The organism is Buttiauxella sp. AC142, assembly GCF_979253435.1.
On record NZ_CEEDCH010000001.1, the window covers coordinates 3775598 to 3798551 of the forward strand.

19 protein-coding genes are annotated in these 22954 nt (G+C 50.0%); 11 read left to right on the forward strand and 8 right to left on the reverse strand.

What is annotated here, in order from left to right; genetic code table 11:
* The first annotated feature begins 160 nt into the window (after positions 1-160).
* From lptD to AC0IWZ_RS17535, 10 genes are all read left to right on the forward strand, one after another.
* Positions 161-2515, forward strand: coding sequence for an LPS assembly protein LptD (lptD, locus tag AC0IWZ_RS17490; RefSeq protein ID WP_471678812.1), 2355 nt, complete (start codon positions 161-163; stop codon positions 2513-2515).
* 54 nt (positions 2516-2569) lie between these two features.
* Positions 2570-3862: a peptidylprolyl isomerase SurA gene (gene surA, locus AC0IWZ_RS17495; RefSeq protein WP_471678811.1), complete on the forward strand. Its 1293-nt coding sequence runs from the start codon at positions 2570-2572 to the stop codon at positions 3860-3862.
* Positions 3855-4844, forward strand: a complete 990-nt coding sequence (pdxA, locus tag AC0IWZ_RS17500; RefSeq protein ID WP_471678810.1) for a 4-hydroxythreonine-4-phosphate dehydrogenase PdxA — start codon at positions 3855-3857, stop codon at positions 4842-4844. Before surA ends, pdxA begins: the two co-directional genes overlap by 8 nt.
* Positions 4841-5668, forward strand: a complete 828-nt coding sequence (rsmA, locus tag AC0IWZ_RS17505; RefSeq protein WP_410373724.1) for a 16S rRNA (adenine(1518)-N(6)/adenine(1519)-N(6))-dimethyltransferase RsmA — start codon at positions 4841-4843, stop codon at positions 5666-5668. The genes pdxA and rsmA overlap by 4 nt, the downstream gene beginning before the upstream one ends.
* 2 nt (positions 5669-5670) lie before the next feature.
* A complete protein-coding gene (gene apaG, locus AC0IWZ_RS17510) occupies positions 5671-6048 on the forward strand; it encodes a Co2+/Mg2+ efflux protein ApaG (RefSeq protein ID WP_034498452.1) in 378 nt (125 codons plus the stop codon).
* Between the two features lie 4 nt (positions 6049-6052).
* Positions 6053-6904: a bis(5'-nucleosyl)-tetraphosphatase (symmetrical) ApaH gene (gene apaH / locus AC0IWZ_RS17515; protein WP_471678809.1), complete on the forward strand. Its 852-nt coding sequence runs from the start codon at positions 6053-6055 to the stop codon at positions 6902-6904.
* A 259-nt stretch (positions 6905-7163) separates the two neighbouring features.
* The gene (locus AC0IWZ_RS17520) at positions 7164-9461 is read left to right on the forward strand and encodes a type VI secretion system Vgr family protein (protein ID WP_471678808.1); all 2298 of its coding nucleotides are present in this window, start codon (positions 7164-7166) and stop codon (positions 9459-9461) included.
* A gap of 3 nt (positions 9462-9464) precedes the next feature.
* Positions 9465-10670, forward strand: coding sequence for a hypothetical protein (locus AC0IWZ_RS17525; RefSeq protein WP_471678807.1), 1206 nt, complete (start codon positions 9465-9467; stop codon positions 10668-10670).
* A 63-nt stretch (positions 10671-10733) separates the two neighbouring features.
* Positions 10734-11123, forward strand: a complete 390-nt coding sequence (locus tag AC0IWZ_RS17530; RefSeq protein ID WP_471678806.1) for a hypothetical protein — start codon at positions 10734-10736, stop codon at positions 11121-11123.
* Positions 11124-11144: 21 nt separating this feature from the next.
* Positions 11145-11414, forward strand: a complete 270-nt coding sequence (locus tag AC0IWZ_RS17535) for a PAAR domain-containing protein (RefSeq protein ID WP_471678805.1) — start codon at positions 11145-11147, stop codon at positions 11412-11414.
* A gap of 82 nt (positions 11415-11496) precedes the next feature.
* Here AC0IWZ_RS17535 and folA read toward each other — a convergent pair whose 3' ends face one another.
* Positions 11497-11976, reverse strand: a complete 480-nt coding sequence (gene folA / locus AC0IWZ_RS17540; protein WP_034498456.1) for a type 3 dihydrofolate reductase — start codon at positions 11974-11976, stop codon at positions 11497-11499.
* Between the two features lie 283 nt (positions 11977-12259).
* On the opposite strand from folA, the gene AC0IWZ_RS17545 reads away from it, so the two are divergent.
* A complete protein-coding gene (locus tag AC0IWZ_RS17545) occupies positions 12260-12874 on the forward strand; it encodes a LysE family transporter (protein ID WP_034498458.1) in 615 nt (204 codons plus the stop codon).
* A gap of 96 nt (positions 12875-12970) precedes the next feature.
* Here AC0IWZ_RS17545 and kefC read toward each other — a convergent pair whose 3' ends face one another.
* The 7 genes from kefC to AC0IWZ_RS17580 all read right to left on the reverse strand — a co-directional run bounded on the left by kefC (position 12971) and on the right by AC0IWZ_RS17580 (position 22763).
* Positions 12971-14827: a glutathione-regulated potassium-efflux system protein KefC gene (kefC, locus tag AC0IWZ_RS17550; protein ID WP_172893228.1), complete on the reverse strand. Its 1857-nt coding sequence runs from the start codon at positions 14825-14827 to the stop codon at positions 12971-12973.
* A complete protein-coding gene (gene kefF / locus AC0IWZ_RS17555; RefSeq protein ID WP_034498462.1) occupies positions 14820-15350 on the reverse strand; it encodes a glutathione-regulated potassium-efflux system oxidoreductase KefF in 531 nt (176 codons plus the stop codon). Before kefF ends, kefC begins: the two co-directional genes overlap by 8 nt.
* Positions 15351-15454: 104 nt before the next feature.
* Positions 15455-15688 (reverse strand): YgdI/YgdR family lipoprotein, encoded by a 234-nt coding sequence (locus tag AC0IWZ_RS17560; RefSeq protein ID WP_034498465.1) that lies wholly within the window; start codon positions 15686-15688, stop codon positions 15455-15457.
* Positions 15689-15851: 163 nt separating this feature from the next.
* Positions 15852-19076 (reverse strand): carbamoyl-phosphate synthase large subunit, encoded by a 3225-nt coding sequence (gene carB / locus AC0IWZ_RS17565; protein WP_034498467.1) that lies wholly within the window; start codon positions 19074-19076, stop codon positions 15852-15854.
* Positions 19077-19095: 19 nt separating this feature from the next.
* Positions 19096-20256 carry a glutamine-hydrolyzing carbamoyl-phosphate synthase small subunit gene (gene carA, locus AC0IWZ_RS17570; RefSeq protein WP_034498469.1) on the reverse strand — a complete coding sequence of 387 codons (1161 nt, stop codon included), beginning with the start codon at positions 20254-20256 and terminating at the stop codon, positions 19096-19098.
* Positions 20257-20723: 467 nt separating this feature from the next.
* Positions 20724-21545 (reverse strand): 4-hydroxy-tetrahydrodipicolinate reductase, encoded by an 822-nt coding sequence (gene dapB, locus AC0IWZ_RS17575; protein ID WP_471678804.1) that lies wholly within the window; start codon positions 21543-21545, stop codon positions 20724-20726.
* 150 nt (positions 21546-21695) lie between these two features.
* On the reverse strand, positions 21696-22763 hold the full coding sequence (locus AC0IWZ_RS17580) for a LacI family DNA-binding transcriptional regulator (protein ID WP_471678803.1): 1068 nt from the start codon (positions 22761-22763) through the stop codon (positions 21696-21698).
* Positions 22764-22954: the final 191 nt, after the last annotated feature.

Genomic DNA, 22954 nt, shown 5'->3' on the forward strand with positions numbered 1-22954 from the left:
TCGGCTAGAATTTGCTTTATCATACCCGTCATTGATAGCGGTGCCTAACGGCAGACTGCTAAACGGACAGGATTAACACTAGCGCTGTGGTGATGAGTAAGTTAGTCTCTGACCGTTTGCCGACGCTAAGCCATTGATGATGGAACAACGAATAACACGTATGAAAAAACGTATTCCCACCTTGCTGGCCATCTTGATTGGCGCAGCGCTATATAGTCAACAAGGTATGGCTGCCGATCTTGCGTCGCAGTGTATGCTTGGTGTGCCAAGTTACAATCGCCCATTAATTCAAGGCGACACCAACAACCTGCCTGTCACTATAAATGCCGATCACGCAAAAGGAAATTATCCTGACGACGCAGTGTTCAGTGGCAATGTAGATATTCAACAAGGCAACAGCCGCCTGCAATCTGACGAAGTTCTCCTGCATCAGAAACAGGTTGAAGGTCAGCCCGAGCCTATTCGTACCGTCGATGCCGTTGGCAACGTCCATTACGACGATAATCAGGTGATTCTTAAAGGGCCAAAAGCCTGGTCGAATCTGAACACCAAAGATACTAACGTCTGGGATGGTGACTACCAAATGGTAGACCGCCAGGGTCGTGGTACCGCAGATTTGATGAAACAGCGCGGCAATAATCGCTATACCATTCTGGAAAATGGCACATTTACTTCCTGCTTACCGGGTTCTAATACCTGGAGCGTTGTGGGAAGTGAAGTTATTCAGGATAGAGAAGAAGAACTCGCTGAAATCTGGAATGCTCGTTTTAAAATCGGGCCAGTTCCTGTGTTCTACAGCCCTTATTTGCAATTACCGATTGGCGATAAACGTCGCTCCGGTTTCCTTATTCCCAATGCGAAATACAGTTCCAATAGCGGCCTTGAGTTCACGCTGCCGTATTACTGGAACATCGCGCCAAACTTTGATGCCACCATCACTCCGCATTACATGGAAGAGCGTGGCATGCAGTGGCAGAACGAATTCCGTTACCTGACCCAAGCGGGTGCAGGTTTAATGGAATTCGATTACCTGTTATCTGATGATGAATACAAAGACGATGTAGCTAAGAACCCAAGCGGTGATGAGCGACGCTGGTTGTTCTACTGGAACCACAGTGGCGTAATGGATCAGGTGTGGCGTTTTAACATCGACTACACCAAGGTCAGCGATCCAAGTTACTTCAACGACTTTGATTCGAAATACGGTTCCAGTACCGACGGCTACGCCACGCAAAAATTCAGCGTCGGCTACGCGAATGAAAACTTCGACGCCACGCTGTCTACTAAACAGTTCCAGATCTTTGAGTCTCAGCAGAACAATAATTCATACAGCGCGCAACCGCAGCTGGATATGAATTACTATCAAAACGATGTTGGGCCGTTTGATACTCGCATTTATGGCCAGGCGGTTCATTTCACCAACGTGAGTGATAATCAGCCAGAGGCCACCCGTCTTCATATTGAGCCGGTCATCAGCCTGCCCCTGTCTAACGGCTGGGCAAGTCTGAATACCGAAGCCAAATTGATGGCGACGCATTATCAGCAAGATAATCTTGAAAAATATCAGAAAAACGTCAACCCTAACAGCAAGTTAGAATCGTCGGTTAACCGCGTATTGCCTCAATTCAAAATGGACGGAAAGCTGATTTTCGACCGTGCAATGGATTCGGCTGCCGGTTGGGAACAAACGCTTGAACCGCGTGTGCAGTATTTGTACGTGCCGTATCGTGATCAGAGCAACATCAATAACTACGACTCCTCACTGTTGCAGTCTGATTACAGCGGTTTATTCCGTGACAAGACATACGGTGGTCTTGACCGTATTGCCTCAGCAAATCAGGTCACTACCGGTGTAACCTCTCGTATTTATGATGATGCCGCAGTTGAACGTTTTAACGTTTCTGTGGGTCAAATCTACTACTTCACTCAGTCCCGCACTGGCGATGACAATATTGAGTGGGAAAAAGACAAGAAAACGGGATCGATGGTCTGGGCTGGTGATACCTATTGGCGCATGACCGACCGTTGGGGTCTTCGCGGTGGTCTACAGTACGACACGCGTCTTGATAATGTCGCAACAGGTAATGGTGTTGTTGAATATCGCAAAGATAACGATCGTCTGCTGCAGTTGAACTACCGTTATGCCAGCCCGGAATACATTCAAGCGACGCTGCCAAGTTTTGCAACGGCGAGCCAGTACAAAGAAGGTATTTCACAAGTTGGGATGACGGCGAGCTGGCCTGTGGTTGACCGTTGGTCTGTCGTTGGTGCGTATTACTACGACACCAATGCGCAACAAACCGCTGACTCCATGCTGGCAGTGCAGTACAACTCTTGCTGTTATGCGATTCGTGTCGGTTACGAGCGTAAAATTAACGGCTGGGAAAACAACGAAAGCAAATACGATAACGTAATTGGCTTTAACATCGAGTTACGTGGCCTGAGTTCCAACTACGGCCTGGGCACTCAGCAGATGTTGCGTTCTAACATTCTGCCTTATCAGAGCTCGATGTAATTCACTTTGACTAGAAATCGCAGTCCGCTTTGCGGCTAAGTAAATGGAAAAAGTATGAAGAATTGGAGAACGCTGCTTCTCGGTTTCGTCCTGGCGGCGAATACCTCTTTCGCGGCCCCACAAGTGGTCGATAAAGTTGCAGCCGTAGTGAACAACGGTGTGGTACTGGAAAGTGACGTTGACGGCATGATGCAGTCAGTGAAACAAGGTGCTCAACAAGCCGGCCAACAACTTCCTGACGATGCCACTCTGCGTCATCAAATTTTGGAACGTCTCATCATGGATCAAATCATGTTGCAGATGGGTCAAAAAATGGGCGTTAAAGTGACCGATGAGCAGGTGGATAAAGCCATTGCTGATATCGCGGCACAGAACAAAATGAGTATGGACCAGATGCGCAGTCGTTTGGCGTATGACGGTGTTAATTACAACAGCTACCGTGCTCAAATCCGCAAAGAAATGACCATTTCGGAAGTGCGTAATAACGAAGTTCGTCGCCGCGTCTCGATTCTGCCACAAGAAGTTGATGCTCTGGCACAACAAGTGGGCAGCCAAAACGACAGCAGCACCGAGTTGAATTTAAGCCACATCCTGATTCCATTGCCTGAAAACCCAACATCTACTCAGGTCGATGATGCGGAAAAACAAGCGCGTGATATCGCTTCACAAGCCCAAAGCGGTGCGGATTTCGGCAAGCTGGCAATCACCTACTCTGCTGACCAACAGGCGCTGAAAGGCGGCCAAATGGGCTGGGGACGTATTCAAGAGTTGCCGTCTATTTTCGCTCAGGCTTTAAGCACGGCGAAAAAAGGTGATGTCATCGGTCCGATTCGTTCAGGCGTGGGTTTCCACATCCTGAAAGTTAACGATTTGCGTGGCCAGAGCCAGAGCATTTCTGTGACTGAAGTTCATGCTCGTCACATCTTGCTGAAATCCTCACCTATTATGAGTGACGATCAAGCTCGTGCGAAACTGAATCAGATTGCGGCTGATATCAAGAGCGGCAAAACCACCTTCGCAGAGGCAGCAAAATCCTTCTCTGAAGATCCAGGCTCTGCTAACCAGGGCGGGGATTTGGGCTGGGCGGCAACAGATATCTACGATCCGGCGTTCCGTGATGCACTGTCAAAAATGCATAAAGGCGAGTTGAGCGCACCGGTTCACTCTTCATTTGGCTGGCATTTGATTGAACTTATGGATACTCGCAACGTTGATAAGACCGATGCTGCACAGAAAGATCGTGCATATCGTATGCTGTTCAACCGTAAGTTCTCTGAAGAAGCGCAAACCTGGATGCAGGAACAACGTGCTTCTGCCTACGTGAAAGTTATCGGTAGCAATGGCTAATACCCATCGCGTGGTCATCACTCCCGGCGAACCCGCCGGGATTGGCCCCGACCTGGTCATCGCGCTGGCAAGCCGCGACTGGCCCATAGAAATGGTTGTCGCTGCTTCGCCTGAACTCCTCCAGGAACGTGCTGCCCTACTCGGCCTTCCTCTCAATATCAAAACTTACCAACCTGGCACTCCGGCAAGCCCACAAGTGGCTGGCTCGCTCACCGTTCTTCCCATCGAATTACGCGCTCCTGTCGTCCCTGGACAATTGGATGTCAGAAACAGTGCCTATGTCGTAGAGATGCTGGCGCGTGCTTGTGATGGTTGTATTAACGGCGAATTTGCCGCACTGATCACCGGGCCGGTGCACAAAGGCATTATTAACGATGCCGGGATCCCGTTTATCGGTCACACCGAATTTTTTGAAGAGCGATCGCACAGCGAAAAAGTCGTGATGATGCTGGCAACGGAAGAATTGCGTGTGGCACTTGCGACCACGCATCTGCCACTGAAAGCGATTTCTGATGCAATAACGCCAGATTTATTACGCCAGATAATCACCATCCTGTATCATGACCTGCAAACCAAGTTTGGTATCGCCGAGCCTCACGTGTTGGTTTGTGGCCTTAACCCCCATGCCGGGGAAGGCGGCCACATGGGTACGGAAGAAATTGATACCATCATTCCAGTACTGAATGAAATGCGCGCTAAAGGGATGAAACTCTCTGGGCCGCTTCCGGCAGATACGCTATTCCAGCCTAAATATCTCGATAATGCCGACGCAGTACTGGCGATGTACCACGATCAAGGTTTGCCGGTACTCAAATACCAGGGCTTTGGTCGCGCGGTGAATATCACGCTAGGCTTACCTTTTATCCGCACTTCGGTTGACCATGGAACCGCGCTAGAACTAGCCGGTCAGGGGAAAGCCGAGGTCGGCAGTTTTATTACGGCGCTTAATCTCGCCATCAAAATGATTGTTAATACTCAATGAATACTCGTGTCCACCAGGGCCATTTAGCCCGTAAACGTTTTGGACAAAACTTCCTTAATGACCAGTTCGTTATCGACAGTATTGTCTCTGCAATTAACCCGCAAAAAGGCCAGGCGATGGTTGAAATCGGCCCCGGCCTCGGCGCATTAACCGAGCCTGTGGGTGAACGCCTGGATGAAATGACCGTCATCGAACTGGACCGCGACCTTGCAGCACGCCTGCAAACGCATCCGTTCCTGGCTCCGAAGCTGACTATTTATCAGCAAGATGCCATGACCATGGATTTTGGAGAGCTGTCGCAAAAAATCGGTCAGCCGTTGCGCGTATTTGGCAACCTGCCGTATAACATCTCCACGCCATTGATGTTCCATCTCTTTAGCTATACTGATGCCATTGCAGACATGCACTTTATGCTGCAAAAAGAGGTGGTAAACCGTTTAGTTGCTGGCCCGAACTGTAAAGCGTATGGTCGCTTATCGGTTATGGCGCAATATTATTGCAACGTGATCCCAGTGCTTGAAGTGCCACCAACGGCCTTCACCCCTGCACCAAAGGTTGATTCAGCCGTTGTGCGCCTGGTTCCACATGCAGTAATACCAAACCCAGTGAAAGAGCTGCGCGTGTTAAGCCGCATCACCACTGAAGCATTTAATAAACGCCGCAAGACGATTCGTAATAGCCTTGGTCATCTATTCAGTCCTGAAGTGATGGCGGAGCTGGGAATCGATGCAACCCTGCGTGCTGAGAACATCTCAGTCGCACAGTATTGCCAACTGGCAAACTATTTGGCTGAGCACCCACAGCAGCAGCCGAAGGAGAGTTAACGATGTTGAATTCGCCCCGCGTATGCATTCAGGTACAAAGCGTTTATATCGAATCGCAGTCCTCACCTGAGAACGAACGTTTCGTCTTTGCTTATACCGTCACCATTCGTAACCTGGGGCGAACACCGGTTCAGTTGCTTGGCCGTTACTGGCTTATCACCAACGGCAACGGCCATGAAACTGAAGTTCAGGGCGAGGGCGTGATTGGCGTCCAACCGCATATTGAACCGGGCAACGAATACAGCTACACAAGCGGTGCCGTGCTTGAAACACCGCTTGGCACCATGCAAGGCCATTACGAAATGGTCGACTCTCAGGGCGATGCCTTCCGTGTCGCTATTCCCGTATTCCGTCTGGCTATTCCAGCCTTCATTCATTGATACGATGTCTACATACCTGATTGGCGACGTTCACGGCTGTTACGATGAACTGGTAGCCCTGCTGCAACAGGTCGAGTTTACGCCTGGCAAAGATATTTTATGGCTTACGGGCGATCTCGTCGCGCGTGGGCCTGGCTCGCTTGAAGTCCTGCGTTACGTGCGTGGACTGGGTGATAGCGTGCGAATTGTTCTCGGTAATCACGATCTCCATCTTCTGGCGGTTTATGCCGGTATCAGCCGTAATAAACCGAAAGATCGCGTTTCCCAATTGCTGGAAGCGCCAGATGCCGACGAACTGCTTAACTGGTTGCGCCGCCAGCCTCTGATTCAGGTTGATGAAGAGAAAAAACTGGTGATGGCTCACGCCGGAATTACGCCGCAGTGGGATTTAAATACCGCCATGGCCTGTGCGCGTGATGTCGAAGCCGTGCTATCCAGCGACAGCTATCCGCTTTTCCTCGACGCAATGTATGGCGATATGCCAAACAACTGGTCACCGGAACTTTCAGGATTAGCCCGTCTGCGTTTCATTACCAACTCGCTAACCCGCATGCGTTATTGCTTCCCGAATGGCCAGTTGGATATGTACTGCAAAGACACGCCAGAAAGCGCACCTGCACCACTGAAACCGTGGTTTGCCATCTCTGGTCCTGTCACTGCTGAGTATTCCGTTATCTTCGGGCACTGGGCATCGCTGGAAGGCAAAGGCACGCCAGAGGGTATATACGGGCTTGATACCGGCTGCTGCTGGGGTGGTGAGCTAACTTGCTTGCGCTGGGAAGACAAAACGACCTTCGTTCAGCCATCCAATCGCCGGAAAGATGTCGGTGATGGTGAAACGGCTATCGCTTCATAAAACTCTCTTAATTTCATATCTGGTTTTACTAACTGGTGTTTATTCGTCTCTCCAACTGAATAAATGCCAGTACTATTCCGCATAGAATCTGTCTGTTTTACTACTTCCTGCATGTGATATCGATCACTGTTACTTCCCTTCGTTCAGTTTATTTTCACTATTCTATCGCATTGATTTAATTATATTTATCTGACTTATGAATCGAAAAAATTTATCGATTCATATCAATGATTCATCAATTTGTTGAGGGAATAACATCATGGCCACTGACGGCACCCGCTTTACCTTCACCGCGGGGCGCACTCCGGCGGACACCTTTGCGGTGGTGGGCTTTAAATTAAAGCAGTCTCTCTCTTCGCTATTCACTCTGGATATCACCGTGGCCTGCAATGACCCGGCGATTGGCTTTAAAGCCATTCTCGACGAATACGCGTTGCTCACCATCTGGCAGGGTGACGTGATTAAGCGCCGGGTGCGGGGTATTGTCACCTTCTGCGAACAGGGTGACAGTGGCAAGCACCAGACGCTCTACCGCATGACGGTACGCCCGGAGTTCTGGCGCAGTTCACAGCGGCAGAACTGCCGCAGTTTTCAGAACTACGACATCCAGTACATCTTCGCAAAGTTGCTGAAAGAAATGCGTATCCGCACGCATGACGCGCTGTTTCGCCGCCCGCATCCGGCGCGCGAATTCTGCGTGCAGTTTATGGAGTCGGATTACGATTTCATCGCCCGTCTCGCCGCCGAAGAAGGCATTTTTTTCTTCGAGGATGAATATCTCGATGACAGCGACCAGAAACTGACTTTCACCGATGACCGCTGCAACCTGCGCGGCCTCGGGGCGTTCCCCTATAACCCGAATGCCGCCTCTGAATCGTCCACCTACTGCATCAACACCTTTTGCCGCAGCGCGCAAATCCGCCCGGCGAAAGTCACCATGAAGGATTACACCTTCACCGCGCCCGGCTGGCAGGCGCAGTACCAAGAAGAAGGCGCAGACCTGTCGTATCAACGCCCGGACTATGAAATTTTTGACTATCCGGGGCGTTTTAAGGATGAACAGCACGGGGCGGATTTTGCGAAATATCAGATGGACGGCTGGCGCAATAACGTCGATTTTGCCAGTGGCACCAGTAATTGCCCCCAGCTCCAGCCGGGGCGCTGGTTCACCCTCACTGACCATCCGCGCGAGGATTTAAACAGCCCGTGGCAGGTGGTGTCGAGCGAGATGACCGGCAGCCAGCCACAGGCGCATATCGGCAGCGCCGGCCAGGGCACCACGCTCACCAACCGCTTCCATGTTATCCCGGCCACGCAAACCTGGCGCCCGGCGCCGCTACCGAAACCGCTGGTGGACGGCCCGCAAATCGGCATTGTCACCGGTCCGGCCGGGGAAGAAATCTACTGCGACGAACACGGGCGCGTGACGGTGAAATTTGCCTGGGACCGCTATAACAAAAGCAACGAAGAAAGCTCGTGCTGGGTGCGCGTCTCCCAGGCGTGGGCAGGCACCGGCTTCGGCAACATCGCCATCCCGCGCGTCGGCCAGGAAGTGATTGTCGATTTCCTCAATGGCGACCCGGACCAGCCAATCATTACCGGGCGCACCTACCACGCCGCTAACCGCTCCCCGGGCGACCTGCCGGGAACCAAAACCCAGATGGCGATACGCTCGCAGACGTATAAGGGCAGTGGCTACAACGAATTAATGTTTGACGATCAGACCGGCCAGGAACTGCTGTCGATGCATGCCCAGAAGGACATGCAGACTGTGGTGCTGAACGATCAGTTTTACAATGTTCAGCATGACAGAGAAAAATGTATTGGTAACGATCAGCGACTATCTGTAGGGCGCGACGATACTATCGTCGTAGAAAGAGATCGGCATACAACGATCAAAGGTGGCTGGCATCTGGATGTAAAGACACATCGCGAGGAATATTCCCATGCCAACTTTCATAATGAAATTGCAGGCGACTACTCGCGGTTAACTGAAGGTAAAGAAACTATTTTAACCGGAAAGGAAAATACCACTCAGGCAAAAAAAATAATTCTGAAAGGTAATGAAAAAATTGATATTCAGGGGCCGATGGGGAGGATCAGCATAGATGGCTCGGGGATAACCATTGACGCCCCCGTTATTAATCTGCGTGGCATAGTCAAAATCACACCTCCAACTGCGAATGTTCTGGCTAAAATCAACAACGCAGGACAAAGTTTTGCAGATTCAGAGATAAATCAGTCTGCATTTTCAAAGAGTACTGAAGAGCCAGAATCCCAGCCACCAGAAAATAACAACCCGAACTCTGACATTCCTCCGCCCCAGGATAACGCTGACGACAAAGATGAAAATGAACCTTATCAGTTACGCTTCAAGCTTACTGATGATGAGCAAAAACCATTCATCACAAAAAAATATATCGCATTTCTTAAGGACGGCAGTACCACCAACGGCACCACAGACAAACAGGGATATACTGAAGTGTTTCAGGCTGAGGAAATGGAAAATATACATATTGATGTGGTACTTGATAACAACCAAAAGGACATTTTATAGTCTATGAATATATATGCTAAATTCTCCGTAAAAGCTGTCGGTATTGATGACTGCTCCGCTATCGATTTCAGTCGATACAGCTATATTATTAAACTTTGTCATACATCAGATCGCGATAACGTCATTTCCTCCGAACCTGAAACAAAATTTTCTCAATCAGGTGAATCCTCGCTACACTGTATGAACTATACAGGCTCCTCATCCGAACTCCCTGTTACCTATTGCGATATCTATTGTGCAGGTGTTTGTACGGATAAAATTTATATTAAATCTTTCTCCGACTCAGGAAGTAGTCACGACTGGACGGTGCTGAATAAAAAATTCAGCAAAGGTGAAACGACTCAGGGCAAAAACTACGATAAAATCTGTAATATTTCCAGTCATCGCATCTTTATTGATTCACAGTTTCCAGTGGGTGACCCCAATGATCCCTTTGAGAAAAGTAAAATAGAGCGGCAACTGGCGGCACGATTGAAGTTTCAACCATCACCAGTAGATTTTATGCACTATCAATTTCCTGACCAAGGAAATGCAAGTATTTGCGGTCCAGCAGCATTTTTTTATACCTTGCTAAAAGATCGTCCTGATCTATATAGCCAATATATAAAGGATCTGTGGAACAATGGTGAAGCAAGTTTAGGTAAACTAACAATCACTCCATCCAAAGGTGTATGCCATCCTACCAATTATACAGAAAGTATGGGGGATACCAGGGTCCCCGCCATTGATTGGATATCTATGGCGAGTTTAAGAGATGATGAAAATATTTTTTTAGATTATGACAATCCTGACAATGAATTGAGTGGATTAACCATGCCTGAGGGTATTATAAAATGGGTTAAAGCAGTTGGCTCAGATGTAATTTTTCATGACATGTCTCTTTTCCACTGGCCAAAAAATATGGTTGCAAAATTAAGTCACTACGTTGGCGAAACTAACCATGTGGCTGTGTTGATCCATCATGGCATGCTTAAAGGCATTGATAGCCAATATCCAACTCACTGGATAGTTTGGGATGGTAAAGTGACTGTTGTGAATACACAGCAACCAGCCGATGAACATACGTCAGATAATGAATTGGTTGATGTTAAACTTTTCTCTTGGGGACAATCTAAAAACATGAGTTCTTACTCTATAGCCAAAACACTACCATTCAAAAAATTCTGTTCTTACATATATGGAGGAGTGGTATTTAACAAAATACCATAAATCATGATGAATAAATTATATCTGCTCCCCTTAGTTTTAACCTTATATGGATGTTGCTCATTTGTGAGCGATAATGAATTAACATTCACTCCGGACAAACTATCTCATGCAATTGTGGGGCAACCATACACCGCAGAAATAAAAAATTCTGGTTCAAATATTTCTAGTTTATGGGTAAAGGGTTATAAACCACATTACCAGACCGCTGCCCTACGAAATGGTTTGGTGTTAAATACTTATAATCCAGAATCAAACTGGAACATTAAAATATCTGGTACGCCTAATAAAATCGGGACTGAGAGTTTTACAATTGAAGGTTTCACATCAGGCACTCAATGCCCGGGACTTCAGTTCAGCAAAACATTCACCATCACCACTGTATCAAACGAGCAAGAAGCAAAAACAGCAACTATAAAAGTCCAGGATAACAAACTCGCCACAGCATGCCGTTGATAATTACAGAGGAGTAATATTATGCCCGGAATACCGATAATTCTAAAAGGTGACAAAACTAGTCACGGTGGAACTGTATTAGAGGGATTTTCTGGAATTACCTGGCAGGGACTTCCTGTTGCAGGTGTCGGACATATGGTCACATGTCCTTTATGTGAAGGCAAATTCCCTATCGTGGCGGGTACACCACAAATGGCTTATTGCGGGGTTAGTGTCGCTGTACAAGATATGAAAACCGCCTGCGGAGCTAAGTTAATTCCTTCTCAGCAATTGTTTTGCATTTCCGTTTGATTCAACCAAATCGAATATCGGCTAAAAAAAAGCACTGGGGATTTTCATCAACCCAGTGCTTTTTTAAGCATTCCAGCACGTCTTATCGACGCTCCAGAACCTCAAAACAGTAACCGTGAGAGTTATTCTCGTCAGCGTCATGGAATTCGCTGAACGTTGACTGCCACTCGTCCGGGTCGTAATCCGGGAAGTGCGTGTCACCTTCCACTTCCGCGTCGATGTGCGTCAGATACAGGCGCTGGGCTTTAGGCAGGAACTGTTCGTACACACGCCCGCCGCCAATCACCATAATCTCTTCCGCATCGCCACAGGCTTTGATCGCATCTTCAACGGATGAAACCCACTCAACGCGATCGTCGGTACCCGGTTTGCTGCTAATCACGATGTTCTTGCGACCCGGCAGCGGACGACCGATAGATTCCCAGGTCAAACGCCCCATAACGACAGGTTTATTCAGCGTAGTACGTTTAAACCAGGCCAGATCGGCAGGAATATCCCAGGGCATGGCGTTTTCCATGCCAATTACACGATCTACCGCTAATGCAGCAATCAGACTGATCATTCTATTAACCCAAGGGTGGTGAAAAAATTGCCGCCACTATACGGAAAGCGCATTCTTTCGTCGACTGTCCGCATGCGTGTCCGCGAGAATATTTTTGTTCTGCGAGTGTAAACCCATTATGTATTGCTTTGTGATACAGCAGGAACAATGAGTTAGCGTAAAAGCGCCAGAAGTCATCTAAAAGCTGGCGTAAAAAATTATTCACTGCACTTCCGCGCCTACTATAAGTTTATGCAATAGCTGGGGTATAGTTCACGTTTCTTCGTCTGTACCGGATAAAACCATGTTAGAAACCACGCTGTTTGTCGCCACCATCGCCACGTTGGGGATGCTTTCTCCTGGGCCTGATTTCTTTCTGGTCATTAAGAATGCAGCCCGCTACCCGCGTATGGCGGCGATGATGACGTCGCTTGGCGTCATTAGCGGCGTTGCGACTCACATGGCTTATTGTGTTGCAGGGCTTGCGGTACTTATCACCACTACACCATGGCTGTTCGGTTTATTGAAATATGCGGGTGCGGCATATCTAATCTGGGTCGGCCTTAATGCTTTGTTGGCACGTGGCGGCAGTAAAATGGATGTCAGCCAGGTTGAACGCCAGCAAACCACGCTCAAGAAAGCCTTCTTACAAGGCTATTTGTGCAATCTGTTAAACCCGAAAGCCACACTCTTTTTCCTTTCCGTTTTCACTCAGGTTTTAAGCGTGAACTCAGGCACTATGGAAAAACTCTGGTACGCAGGTGTCATCCTGATGCTGTCGGTCGTCTGGTGGCCGCTATTAGTGGTGCTGATTCAAAGCGAGCCGGTGCGTCGCGGCCTGGCCAAAGCGCAGAAGATCGTCGATAAATTGCTGGGTGGGATGTTGATAGCGCTCGGGATTAAAGTGGCATTGAGCTGATTTTGTAGGGTGGATAAGCCGCAGGCGTCATCCACCATTTTCGCTATTTGTGTCGGATGACGCTCCCTGTACGACCTACGAAAGGGAGCTTTTTCGTTATTCCGGCTTCACCGGCGGTTCATCCGCGAGTTTCCCCGAATGAATCCCCTCTTCCGTTCCCTGCCAGCCGTGGCGTTGAATCACATTCAGATGCGAACGGTCTTCGTTGATCACCTCCGTCAGCATTGCGCTGGTGCGTTTAAGCACATCGGCACGTGCGGACCAGTCTGGCGCCGGAACCATCTCTTCGACCATTTGCATATTGAATCGGCGGAAATGATCGGCGCGTTCCCGAGCTTCATAACTCCCCACACCCAAACCTTCCAGCGCTCTGCGCCCTACTTTCAACGCCCCTTCAAACGTCTCACGTTCAGGTTGATCAACCCCAAGCTGGCGCAGACGAATAAAGTGGTCAAGGTCACGCGCCCGGGCAATGACTTTCAAATGTGGGAAATGCTCCTGCACCAGTTCGGCTAACTGCATATTGGCATCAGGGTCGTCGATGGCATTGATCAGCACTTCCGCTTTTGCAGCACCTGCAGACTCCAGCAAATCCACGCGCGTCGCGTCACCATAAAACACTTTGGTGCCGAATTTGCGCAGCGTTTCAATGTGGTCAGGGTCGTGATCAAGTACCACCATTTTCACCCCGCTGGTCAGCAATAAACGTCCGGCGATTTGCCCGAACCGCCCGAAACCGGCAATGATTACTCGCGGCTGCTCTTCGTCGATTTCGTCGGCTTCACGCGCCTGCTCTTTGCCTGATTTTTCCAGTCGATTGAGCAACACCAACAACAGTGGCGTGGCCGCCATAGAGAGCGCAACCGCCAGCGTCAGCGATTTCGCCCAGCTGTCGTCCAGCACCTGCGCCATGCGCGCGGTGCCAAAAATCACAAAGGCGAATTCACTGCCCTGCCCGAGCAGAACGGCAAACCAGCGCCGCTGTTTGCGCGGCACCTTGAGGGTTTTTGCCACAATCCATAGCGTGATGATTTTAATCGCCAGGAAACCCAACAATAGCGCGATAATTCGCAGCGGGTTTTCCAGCAGCGTGCCGAAGTCTATCGACATCCCCACGCCGATGAAAAACAGCCCCAGCAGCAAACCCTTAAAGGGTTCGATATCGCTTTCCAGCGCGTGACGATATTCAGAACTCGCCAGTAAAACGCCCGCCAGAAACGCCCCCATCGCCATCGAAAGTCCGGCTTCCTCGAGCAACAAACCAAACCCAAACACCATAAACAAAGCCATGGCGCTGAACACTTCACGCAGGCCAGACCGTGCAACAAATCGCAGCAGCGGGCGTGTTACATAGCGCCCAAGCAATACCACAATCGCCAAAGCCCCAACCACTTTCAGCGCCGAAATGGAGAACGCGGCAAAGGTGGTGGTCGCGCCACTCGTGGCAAGCAGGGGAATCATCGCCACTAATGGGATCGCCGCGATATCCTGGAATAACAGCACCGCAAAGGCACTGCGACCCATTTGCGAAAGTGTCAGGTTGCGCTCGTTCATCGCCTGCATGGCAATCGCGGTGGAAGAGAGCGCCAGCGTCAGGCCGATTAACGCGGCAACTTGCCAGCGCAAGCCTAAGAACATGCAGAACAAACCAAGCAACAGTCCACACGCGACCATTTGCAGTGCGCCGCCGCCAAACACCGATGCTCGTAGCGTCCATAAACGTCGCGGGTCAAGTTCGAGGCCAATGACGAACAGCATCAGCACCACGCCTATTTCCGCAAAATGCAAAATAGTCTCGGCATCTGTGACCAGTCGTAGACCCCACGGGCCAATAATGCAGCCGGCAATCAGGTAGCCCAGCACTGACCCCAAGCCAAGGCGCACCGCAATCGGTACGATTATCGCGGCAGAGCCGAGGTAAATCAGCGCCTGAATCATGCTGTGGCTATCCATGGTTTGCCTCCTGCCAGTCGAGCAAGCGTTGTTTATACATTTCGGCTTGTACCTCGAGGGTATTTTCGTCGCAGACAAACGTGAAATGGATGGTGAAGTGCGGTATCCAGTTCATGCCGCAGTAAAGTGCTGTCGCTTGTAACGGCTGCCCGAGCACATCAAAACCGGGATGGTCACCGAGGTCAAAGTGGTGATCGCCACCGCCGGTCGTCACCGCCCACATCACCTGTTTTCCGCGCAGCGCGGTTCCACCGTGACCATACGCCCAGCCGTGAGCCAGCACTTTGTCTATCCACAGTTTCATCAATGGCGGCATGCTGTACCACTGCATAGGATGCTGCCAGATAACCAAATCAGCGCGGTTTAAAGCCTGCTGTTCGGCGGCAATATCAATATTGAAATCGGGGTAAAGCTCATAGAGGGAGCGCACTTCTACATCGGGTAGAAGTGATGCTTGTTCGAGCATTTTCTTGTTGGCGTGAGAGTGTTGCGGATAGGGGTGCGCATAAATAATTAAGATCATCAATTAACCTGTTGTGTTACTGCTCTCTTTTCTCAAAGAGTGTAGTCAGTAATTCAACAGGCTAATAGTCATAATTCTTGATGGGCTAAGTGGGAAAACCTGAATTAGTTATCCAGTTCGCCCATAGATTTAACCTGGTCACGGTTGATCTGCTCGGTCTTGCCCGTTTCAGCATTTTTGTAAGAAACCAGGCCCGTGTCGTCATCTACCTGCGGCTTGCCGTCGGTCACAATCGTTTTGCCATCGCTAGTTTTTACCGCCTGATTAGACGAACAGCCTGTAACAGTCATCAGCGTTGCAGCAGCGAATATGGACGCCAGCAGAATTTTGTTTTGCATGTAGTTCTCCCTGTTTATAGTCATTTCTCATCTTCAGACTAAAAACTTTAGCAGGAATTTCCGGCCCCGCTGGCAAATACAGAACACTCTGAAGGTCGCCCACCATAATCATCAGACGAAAAAAAACCCGCGCGAAGCGGGTTTTAAAAGTATCGAGCAGCGATTACTTGGTGATTTGCGCGTGCATTTCCTGAACAGAAATCACTTTCTCAGTCGCATCAGCATTTAATGCCATCGCTGTCGCAAAACCACCATTCAGCGTGGTGTCGTAGTGCACTTTATATTGCAGTGCACTGCGGCGGATGAGCTTAGAATCCTCAATCGCCTGGCGACCCGCTGTGGTGTTGATGATGTAGGTGTATTCGCCATTCTTGATACGATCCTGAATGTGCGGACGACCTTCATGCACCTTGTTCACCAGACGTGGGTTAATGCCTGCTTCACCCAGCACAACCGCTGTACCGTGAGTCGCATCCAGGTCAAAACCCTGTTTCAGCAGTTTCGCTGCCAGATCAACCACACGCTTTTTGTCGCCTTCGCGAACAGACAGCAGCGCACGGCCCGGTTTACGCATGGTGGACTGGCTACCCAGCATTGCTTTGGAGAACGCTTCTGCGAAAGTGCGACCCACGCCCATCACTTCACCGGTAGAGCGCATTTCTGGCCCTAACAGTGGGTCAACGCCTGGGAACTTGTTGAACGGCAGAACCACTTCTTTCACCGAGTAATACGGTGGAATAATTTCTTTGGTCATACCTTGCTGAACCAGCGTCTGACCAACCATCACACGTGCCGCCACTTTCGCCAGCGCCATGCCGGTTGCTTTAGAGACAAACGGTACGGTACGCGCAGCACGCGGGTTCACTTCAATCAGGTAGACTTCGTTATCTTTCACTGCAAACTGCACGTTCATCAGGCCGCGAACTTGCAGCTCGAAAGCCAGTTTCTGCACCTGTTGGCGCATCACATCCTGGATTTCCTGGCTCAGCGTGTACGCTGGCAGAGAACATGCGGAGTCACCGGAGTGAACGCCTGCCTGTTCGATGTGCTCCATGATGCCGCCAATCAGCACGGTTTCACCGTCGCAAATGGCGTCAACATCCACTTCTACCGCATCGTCGAGGAAGCGGTCGAGCAGCACTGGCGCATCGTTAGAAACGCTGACCGCAGTCTGGAAGTAACGGCGCAAATCGACTTCGTCATAAACGATTTCCATCGCGCGGCCACCCAGAACGTAGGATGGACGAACCACCAGCGGGTAGCCAATCTGTGCCGCTTTCTCTACAGCCATTTCAATGGCGGTAACGGTGGCGTTAGCCGGTTGTTTCAGCTTCAGGCGGTCAACGGCGTGCTGGAAACGTTCGCGGTCTTCTGCACGGTCAATGGCATCCGGGCTGGTGCCGATAATCGGTACGCCAGCGGCTTCGAGTTCACGCGCCAGTTTCAGCGGAGTCTGGCCGCCGTACTGCACGATGACGCCTTTTGGCTTCTCAACACGGACGATTTCCAGCACGTCTTCCAGCGTAACCGGCTCGAAGTACAGGCGGTCGGAAGTGTCGTAGTCGGTAGAAACCGTTTCCGGGTTACAGTTAACCATGATGGTTTCGTAACCGTCTTCACGCAATGCCAGTGATGCATGTACGCAGCAGTAGTCAAATTCGATACCCTGGCCGATACGGTTCGGGCCACCGCCCAACACCATGATTTTGTCACGGTCGTTGTTCGGGTTGGCTTCACACTCATCTTCATAAGTGGAGTACATGTACGCGGTGTCGGTTGAGAACTCTGCCGCACAGGTATCAACACGCTTATAAACCGGATGCAGCTTATATTGTTCGCGCAGTTTGCGAATTTCTGACTCACGCACGCCAGCCAGTTTCGCCAGGCGCGCATCCGCAAAACCTTTACGCTTGAGCATGCGCAGGAAGTCGTAGTCCAGGCCGGTGATACCGACTTCTTCAACTTTCTCTTCCAGACGAACCAGCTCTTCAATCTGCACCAGGAACCAGCGGTCGATGTTGGTCAGGTTGAACACGCCATCAACAGACAGGCCAGCGCGGAAGGCATCAGCCACATACCAGATACGCTCGGCGCCTGCGTCTTTCAGTTCGCGACGAATTTTGGTCAGTGCTTCCGGGTCATCCAGGCTCACTTTCGGGTCAAAACCGGTCGCGCCCACTTCCAGGCCGCGCAATGCTTTTTGCAGCGATTCCTGCTGCGTGCGGCCAATCGCCATAACCTCACCGACAGATTTCATCTGCGTCGTCAGGCGGTCGTTGGCACCCACGAATTTCTCGAAGTTAAAGCGTGGAATTTTTGTCACAACGTAGTCGATGGACGGCTCGAACGACGCAGGCGTTTTGCCGCCGGTGATGTCGTTCATCAGCTCATCGAGGGTGTACCCGACCGCCAGTTTCGCCGCGACTTTCGCAATCGGGAAGCCGGTTGCTTTAGAAGCCAGTGCAGAAGAGCGCGATACACGCGGGTTCATCTCGATAACAATCAAACGGCCTGTTTTCGGGTTAACCGAGAACTGCACGTTAGAGCCGCCGGTTTCCACGCCGATTTCACGCAGCACCGCCATCGAGGCGTTACGCATGATTTGGTATTCTTTGTCGGTCAGCGTTTGCGCTGGCGCTACGGTGATGGAATCACCGGTATGAATACCCATCGGGTCAAGGTTTTCAATAGAGCAGACGATGATGCAGTTGTCGTTTTTATCACGCACAACTTCCATTTCGTACTCTTTCCAGCCAATCAGAGATTCGTCAATCAGCAGCTCTTTGGTTGGCGAAAGATCCAGACCACGCTCGCAGATTTCTTCGAATTCTTCACGGTTGTAAGCGATACCGCCGCCGGTGCCGCCCATAGTAAATGATGGGCGGATGATGCACGGATAACCGACGTCAGCGGCAACCGCCAGCGCTTCTTCCATATTGTGAGCAATGCCAGAACGCGCAGTATCAAGGCCGATTTTTTTCATCGCCACGTCGAAACGGCGGCGGTCTTCGGCTTTATCAATCGCGTCTGCCGTTGCACCAATCATGGTGACGCCAAACTCAGCCAGCACGCCCTGACGTTCCAGCTCCAGCGCACAGTTCAGCGCAGTCTGGCCGCCCATGGTTGGCAGCACCGCATCCGGACGCTCTTTCTCAATGATTTTGCGAACCACTTCCCAGTGAATCGGCTCAATGTAAGTCGCATCGGCCATTTCCGGGTCGGTCATGATGGTTGCCGGGTTGGAGTTCACCAGCACAACACGATAACCCTCTTCACGCAGCGCTTTACACGCCTGAGCACCAGAGTAGTCAAACTCGCACGCCTGGCCGATAACAATTGGGCCAGCGCCGAGGATCAGGATGCTTTTTATATCTGTACGTTTTGGCATTTTAATTAGCTCCTGATACTTACTTGCTGTTAAGAGTGGCGGTAGAACGGTAGTGCTTAATCAATTCGATAAAGTGGTCAAACAGTGGCGCCGCATCGTGCGGGCCTGGGCTTGCTTCCGGGTGCCCCTGGAAGCTGAATGCGGCTTTATCTGTGCGATGAATACCTTGCAGCGTGCCGTCGAATAGTGACTTGTGCGTGACGCGCAGGTTGGCAGGCATCGACGCTTCATCCACCGCAAAACCGTGGTTCTGTGCGGTAATCATCACGCAATCACGGTCTAAATCTTTAACCGGGTGGTTGCCACCGTGGTGACCGAACTTCATCTTCACAGTTTTCGCGCCGCTCGCCAGAGCCAGCAACTGGTGGCCTAAGCAGATACCAAATACCGGAACGTCGGTTTCCAGGAAGGATTTGATGGCGCTAATGGCGTAGTCACACGGCGCCGGGTCACCTGGGCCGTTAGATAAGAAGATGCCGTCTGGATTTAACTTCAACACATCTTCAGCAGATGTTTGTGCAGGAACCACCGTCAGGCGGCAGCCGCGGTCAACCAACATGCGCAGAATGTTGCGCTTCACGCCGTAATCGTAGGCCACGACATGGAAAGGTAAATCTTCTTCTTTGGCCGCTTCTGGCAATTCGCCTTCCAGCGTCCAGCTCCCCTGCTGCCAGGAGTACGCTTCCTGAGTGGTCACTTCTTTCGCCAGATCCATGCCGTTAAGGCCTGGGAAGGCTTTCGCTTTTTCCAGCGCCAGAGCGGCGTCAAGGTTATCACCGGCGATGATGCAGCCGTTCTGTGCACCTTTCTCGCGCAGAATACGTGTCAGCTTACGGGTATCAATATCGGCGATGGCCACAATGTTATGGCGCTTCAGGTAGGAAGAAAGGTCTTCGGTATTGCGGTAGTTGCTGGCAATCAGTGGTAGGTCACGGATAACGAGGCCTTGCGCATGTACCTGGGAGGATTCTTCGTCAGCAGCATTGGTGCCGACATTTCCGATATGAGGATAAGTAAGAGTGACAATCTGGCGGGAGTAGGAAGGATCAGTGAGGATTTCTTGATAACCGGTCAAAGAGGTGTTGAAAACGACTTCCCCAATGGCCGAACCCGATGCCCCAATGGCCCGACCGTGGAATTGGGTTCCGTCTTCCAGAACCAATATTGCTGACTTAATCAAAACGCCCTCCAGGGAATAAACAGTCAATTTATTTGCATATTAATTCAAAACGAATTCAGGAATCAATGCAAAACAGCCTGTCATTTGGATTTTTGACAAACGGCGGCATTCTAGTGAGAGGCCGGGGAAAAGTCTACCATAAGCGCAACTTTTTATGTGTTTTTTAGCACTCTGATGGGTAAAAGAGGAATTGACCGTTGAAATCAACAGCTAACTCAGGATGCGTAACCGATTGCGGACCAGGATGAATGGGATACTGTCTATCATAACCATGAAAAGTGGACCAAACGGTCAAAATTAACAACAAAGCAACGATTACAAGCAGGATAAGATGTGGTTATGGTAATTTCAAAGAAATGGAAAGGAAAAACCCTCAAAACAAAACAAATAAAAAAGGGCAATAAAATACTGCCCTGCCAATCAAACACTTATGATTGCAATAACCACATCACGATGGGTAATAACGCTTATAAATTGTTGAGATCAAGCACATCACGCATATCGTAAAGGCCATTTTTCTTAGACTTCAACCACAATGAAGAACGAACTGCCCCATTTGCAAAAGTCATACGACTGGAGGCTTTATGGCTGATTTCAATACGCTCGCCGATGTCCGCAAACATCGCCGTATGTTCACCAATAATGTCGCCCGCACGCACGGTGGCAAAGCCAATAGTGCCTGGAACGCGCTCGCCGGTGTACCCTTCACGAGAGTAAACGGCGCACTCTTTCAAATCTTTGTCCATCGCATTAGCGATGGCTTCGCCCATGGCTAATGCCGTGCCTGATGGCGCATCGACTTTATGACGGTGATGCGCTTCGATGATTTCGATGTCGGTATAATCCCCCATCACTTTGGCCGCTTTCTCCAGCAGCTTAAGCATCACATTCACGCCGACGCTAAAGTTGGCCGCAAAAACAATCGGTACTTCGCTCGACGCATCTGTAATCGCCTGCTTGCCCGCATCATCAAAACCCGTCGTACCAATAACCATGCCCTTGCCGTGCTGGCGGCAGAAAGCCAAATGATTGAGCGTACCTTCCGGGCGTGTGAAATCGATAAACACATCGAAATCGTTCACCACCGCGTCCAGGCTATCGCTAACGATCACGCCAGTTTTTCCCACGCCAGCGAGTTCGCCTGCATCGCTCCCCACTAAGGATGAACCCGTGCGCTCAAGCGCTGCACCCAGTTTTACGCCATCCAGTTGCAAAGCTGCCTGAATCAGTTGTCGCCCCATGCGACCACCCGCACCCGCGATTGCTACGCGGACTTGTGACTCATCCATATTCACTCTCTTTTCTTTATTCAATAACCAATGAAACTGTTCTCAGATTAACGAGGCCTTGGGAGGCTCGCCACTCGAAAACACCGATAATAAGAAATTTATGACAAAATGGCGGAATTATCAGTAAAAGCCATTAATCCCATAGCAGAATCAGGGAATTGAATGCGTTTGATACAATTCCCGGCGTCGCCAGTTCACATCTGCCACGGAATTCCCCAACTCAATGGAACCCTGGAGCAATAAATTAAACCGGGAGCTGATGTTGCGCGTTAAGCGACTTTGCAGGATACAAACCGCTTCACTGCCGAGTTCGCGGCAAGGCTGAAAAGCCGCGGTTAATCCCAACGATTTTATTTCGTCCATTTCATGTGAGTAAGCGCAACTCATGACTGAAATATCTTCAGGCACCTGTAGCTGATGGTTTTTCAGCTCGCCGAGCACCGCACGCGCAATGGCTCCCCCACCACATAATATGGCCGAAGGCAGCTGTTGCTTTGAACGTTGTTGGAGGTATTTTATAAAATTCGCCCGCGCTTCTGGTTCGCCATAACCTTTCGTAACCAGCAAATTTTCCGACTCATCAAATACAAGGTGGTGATCCTGGCAGGCTCGCTTGAACCCTTCGAGACGCTGGATCATGGTTTCACGTCGCAAATCGGTAAAGAGCAGTACCTGGCGGTGGCCTTTTTCTAGCAAGTGTTTTGCCGCGCTATAACCAATGGAAGAGTGATCTGGCGAGACGCAATCAAGGCGCATCTTTTTATCTCTGGCATTAATTGTCACTACAGGTTTATCGCTTTCTGCGGCCAGTCGATACAAAGATTCATCATCAATCCCAATGATTATTACACCATCGACATCGTCTTCGTTAACATGTTTCATAAATAAAGTCGTGTCTGCTTCGTTAATATCCAGCGAGCATTTTTTAACGTGAATATCGTAATGCGATATTTCTGAAATAACACCCTGAATCACTTCGTAATAATAACGATCGCCATTTGGCGTAAAAGCCGCCGCCGGAGCACACACTAATAATGAATTCATGAGTAAACGACTGGCGGGAATATCCCGCAAAATACCCATGTAACGAGCATGGTAAAAAACCTTTTCTTTTGCCTGCGGGCTAACATTATTTTTACCCGCCAGCACCCTTGATACCGTGCTCGGTGAAAGCCCTGTCAGCCCGGCTATCTCTTTGATTTTCAGCTTACCCGTCATTTTGTGATCGATGCCTCATTAGCATTTTGACATTATTTTCATGACTAACTCTTTCTCATCACAAGCATTTCTCTTCGATCACAACAGCACTATTTATGCCGTGCAATTCCTGTCATAAATAGCGGTTGTGTGCAAAAAAAACCATAACTATGCTCTCAAAAAATGATTCCTGATAAAAATAAACCCTATTT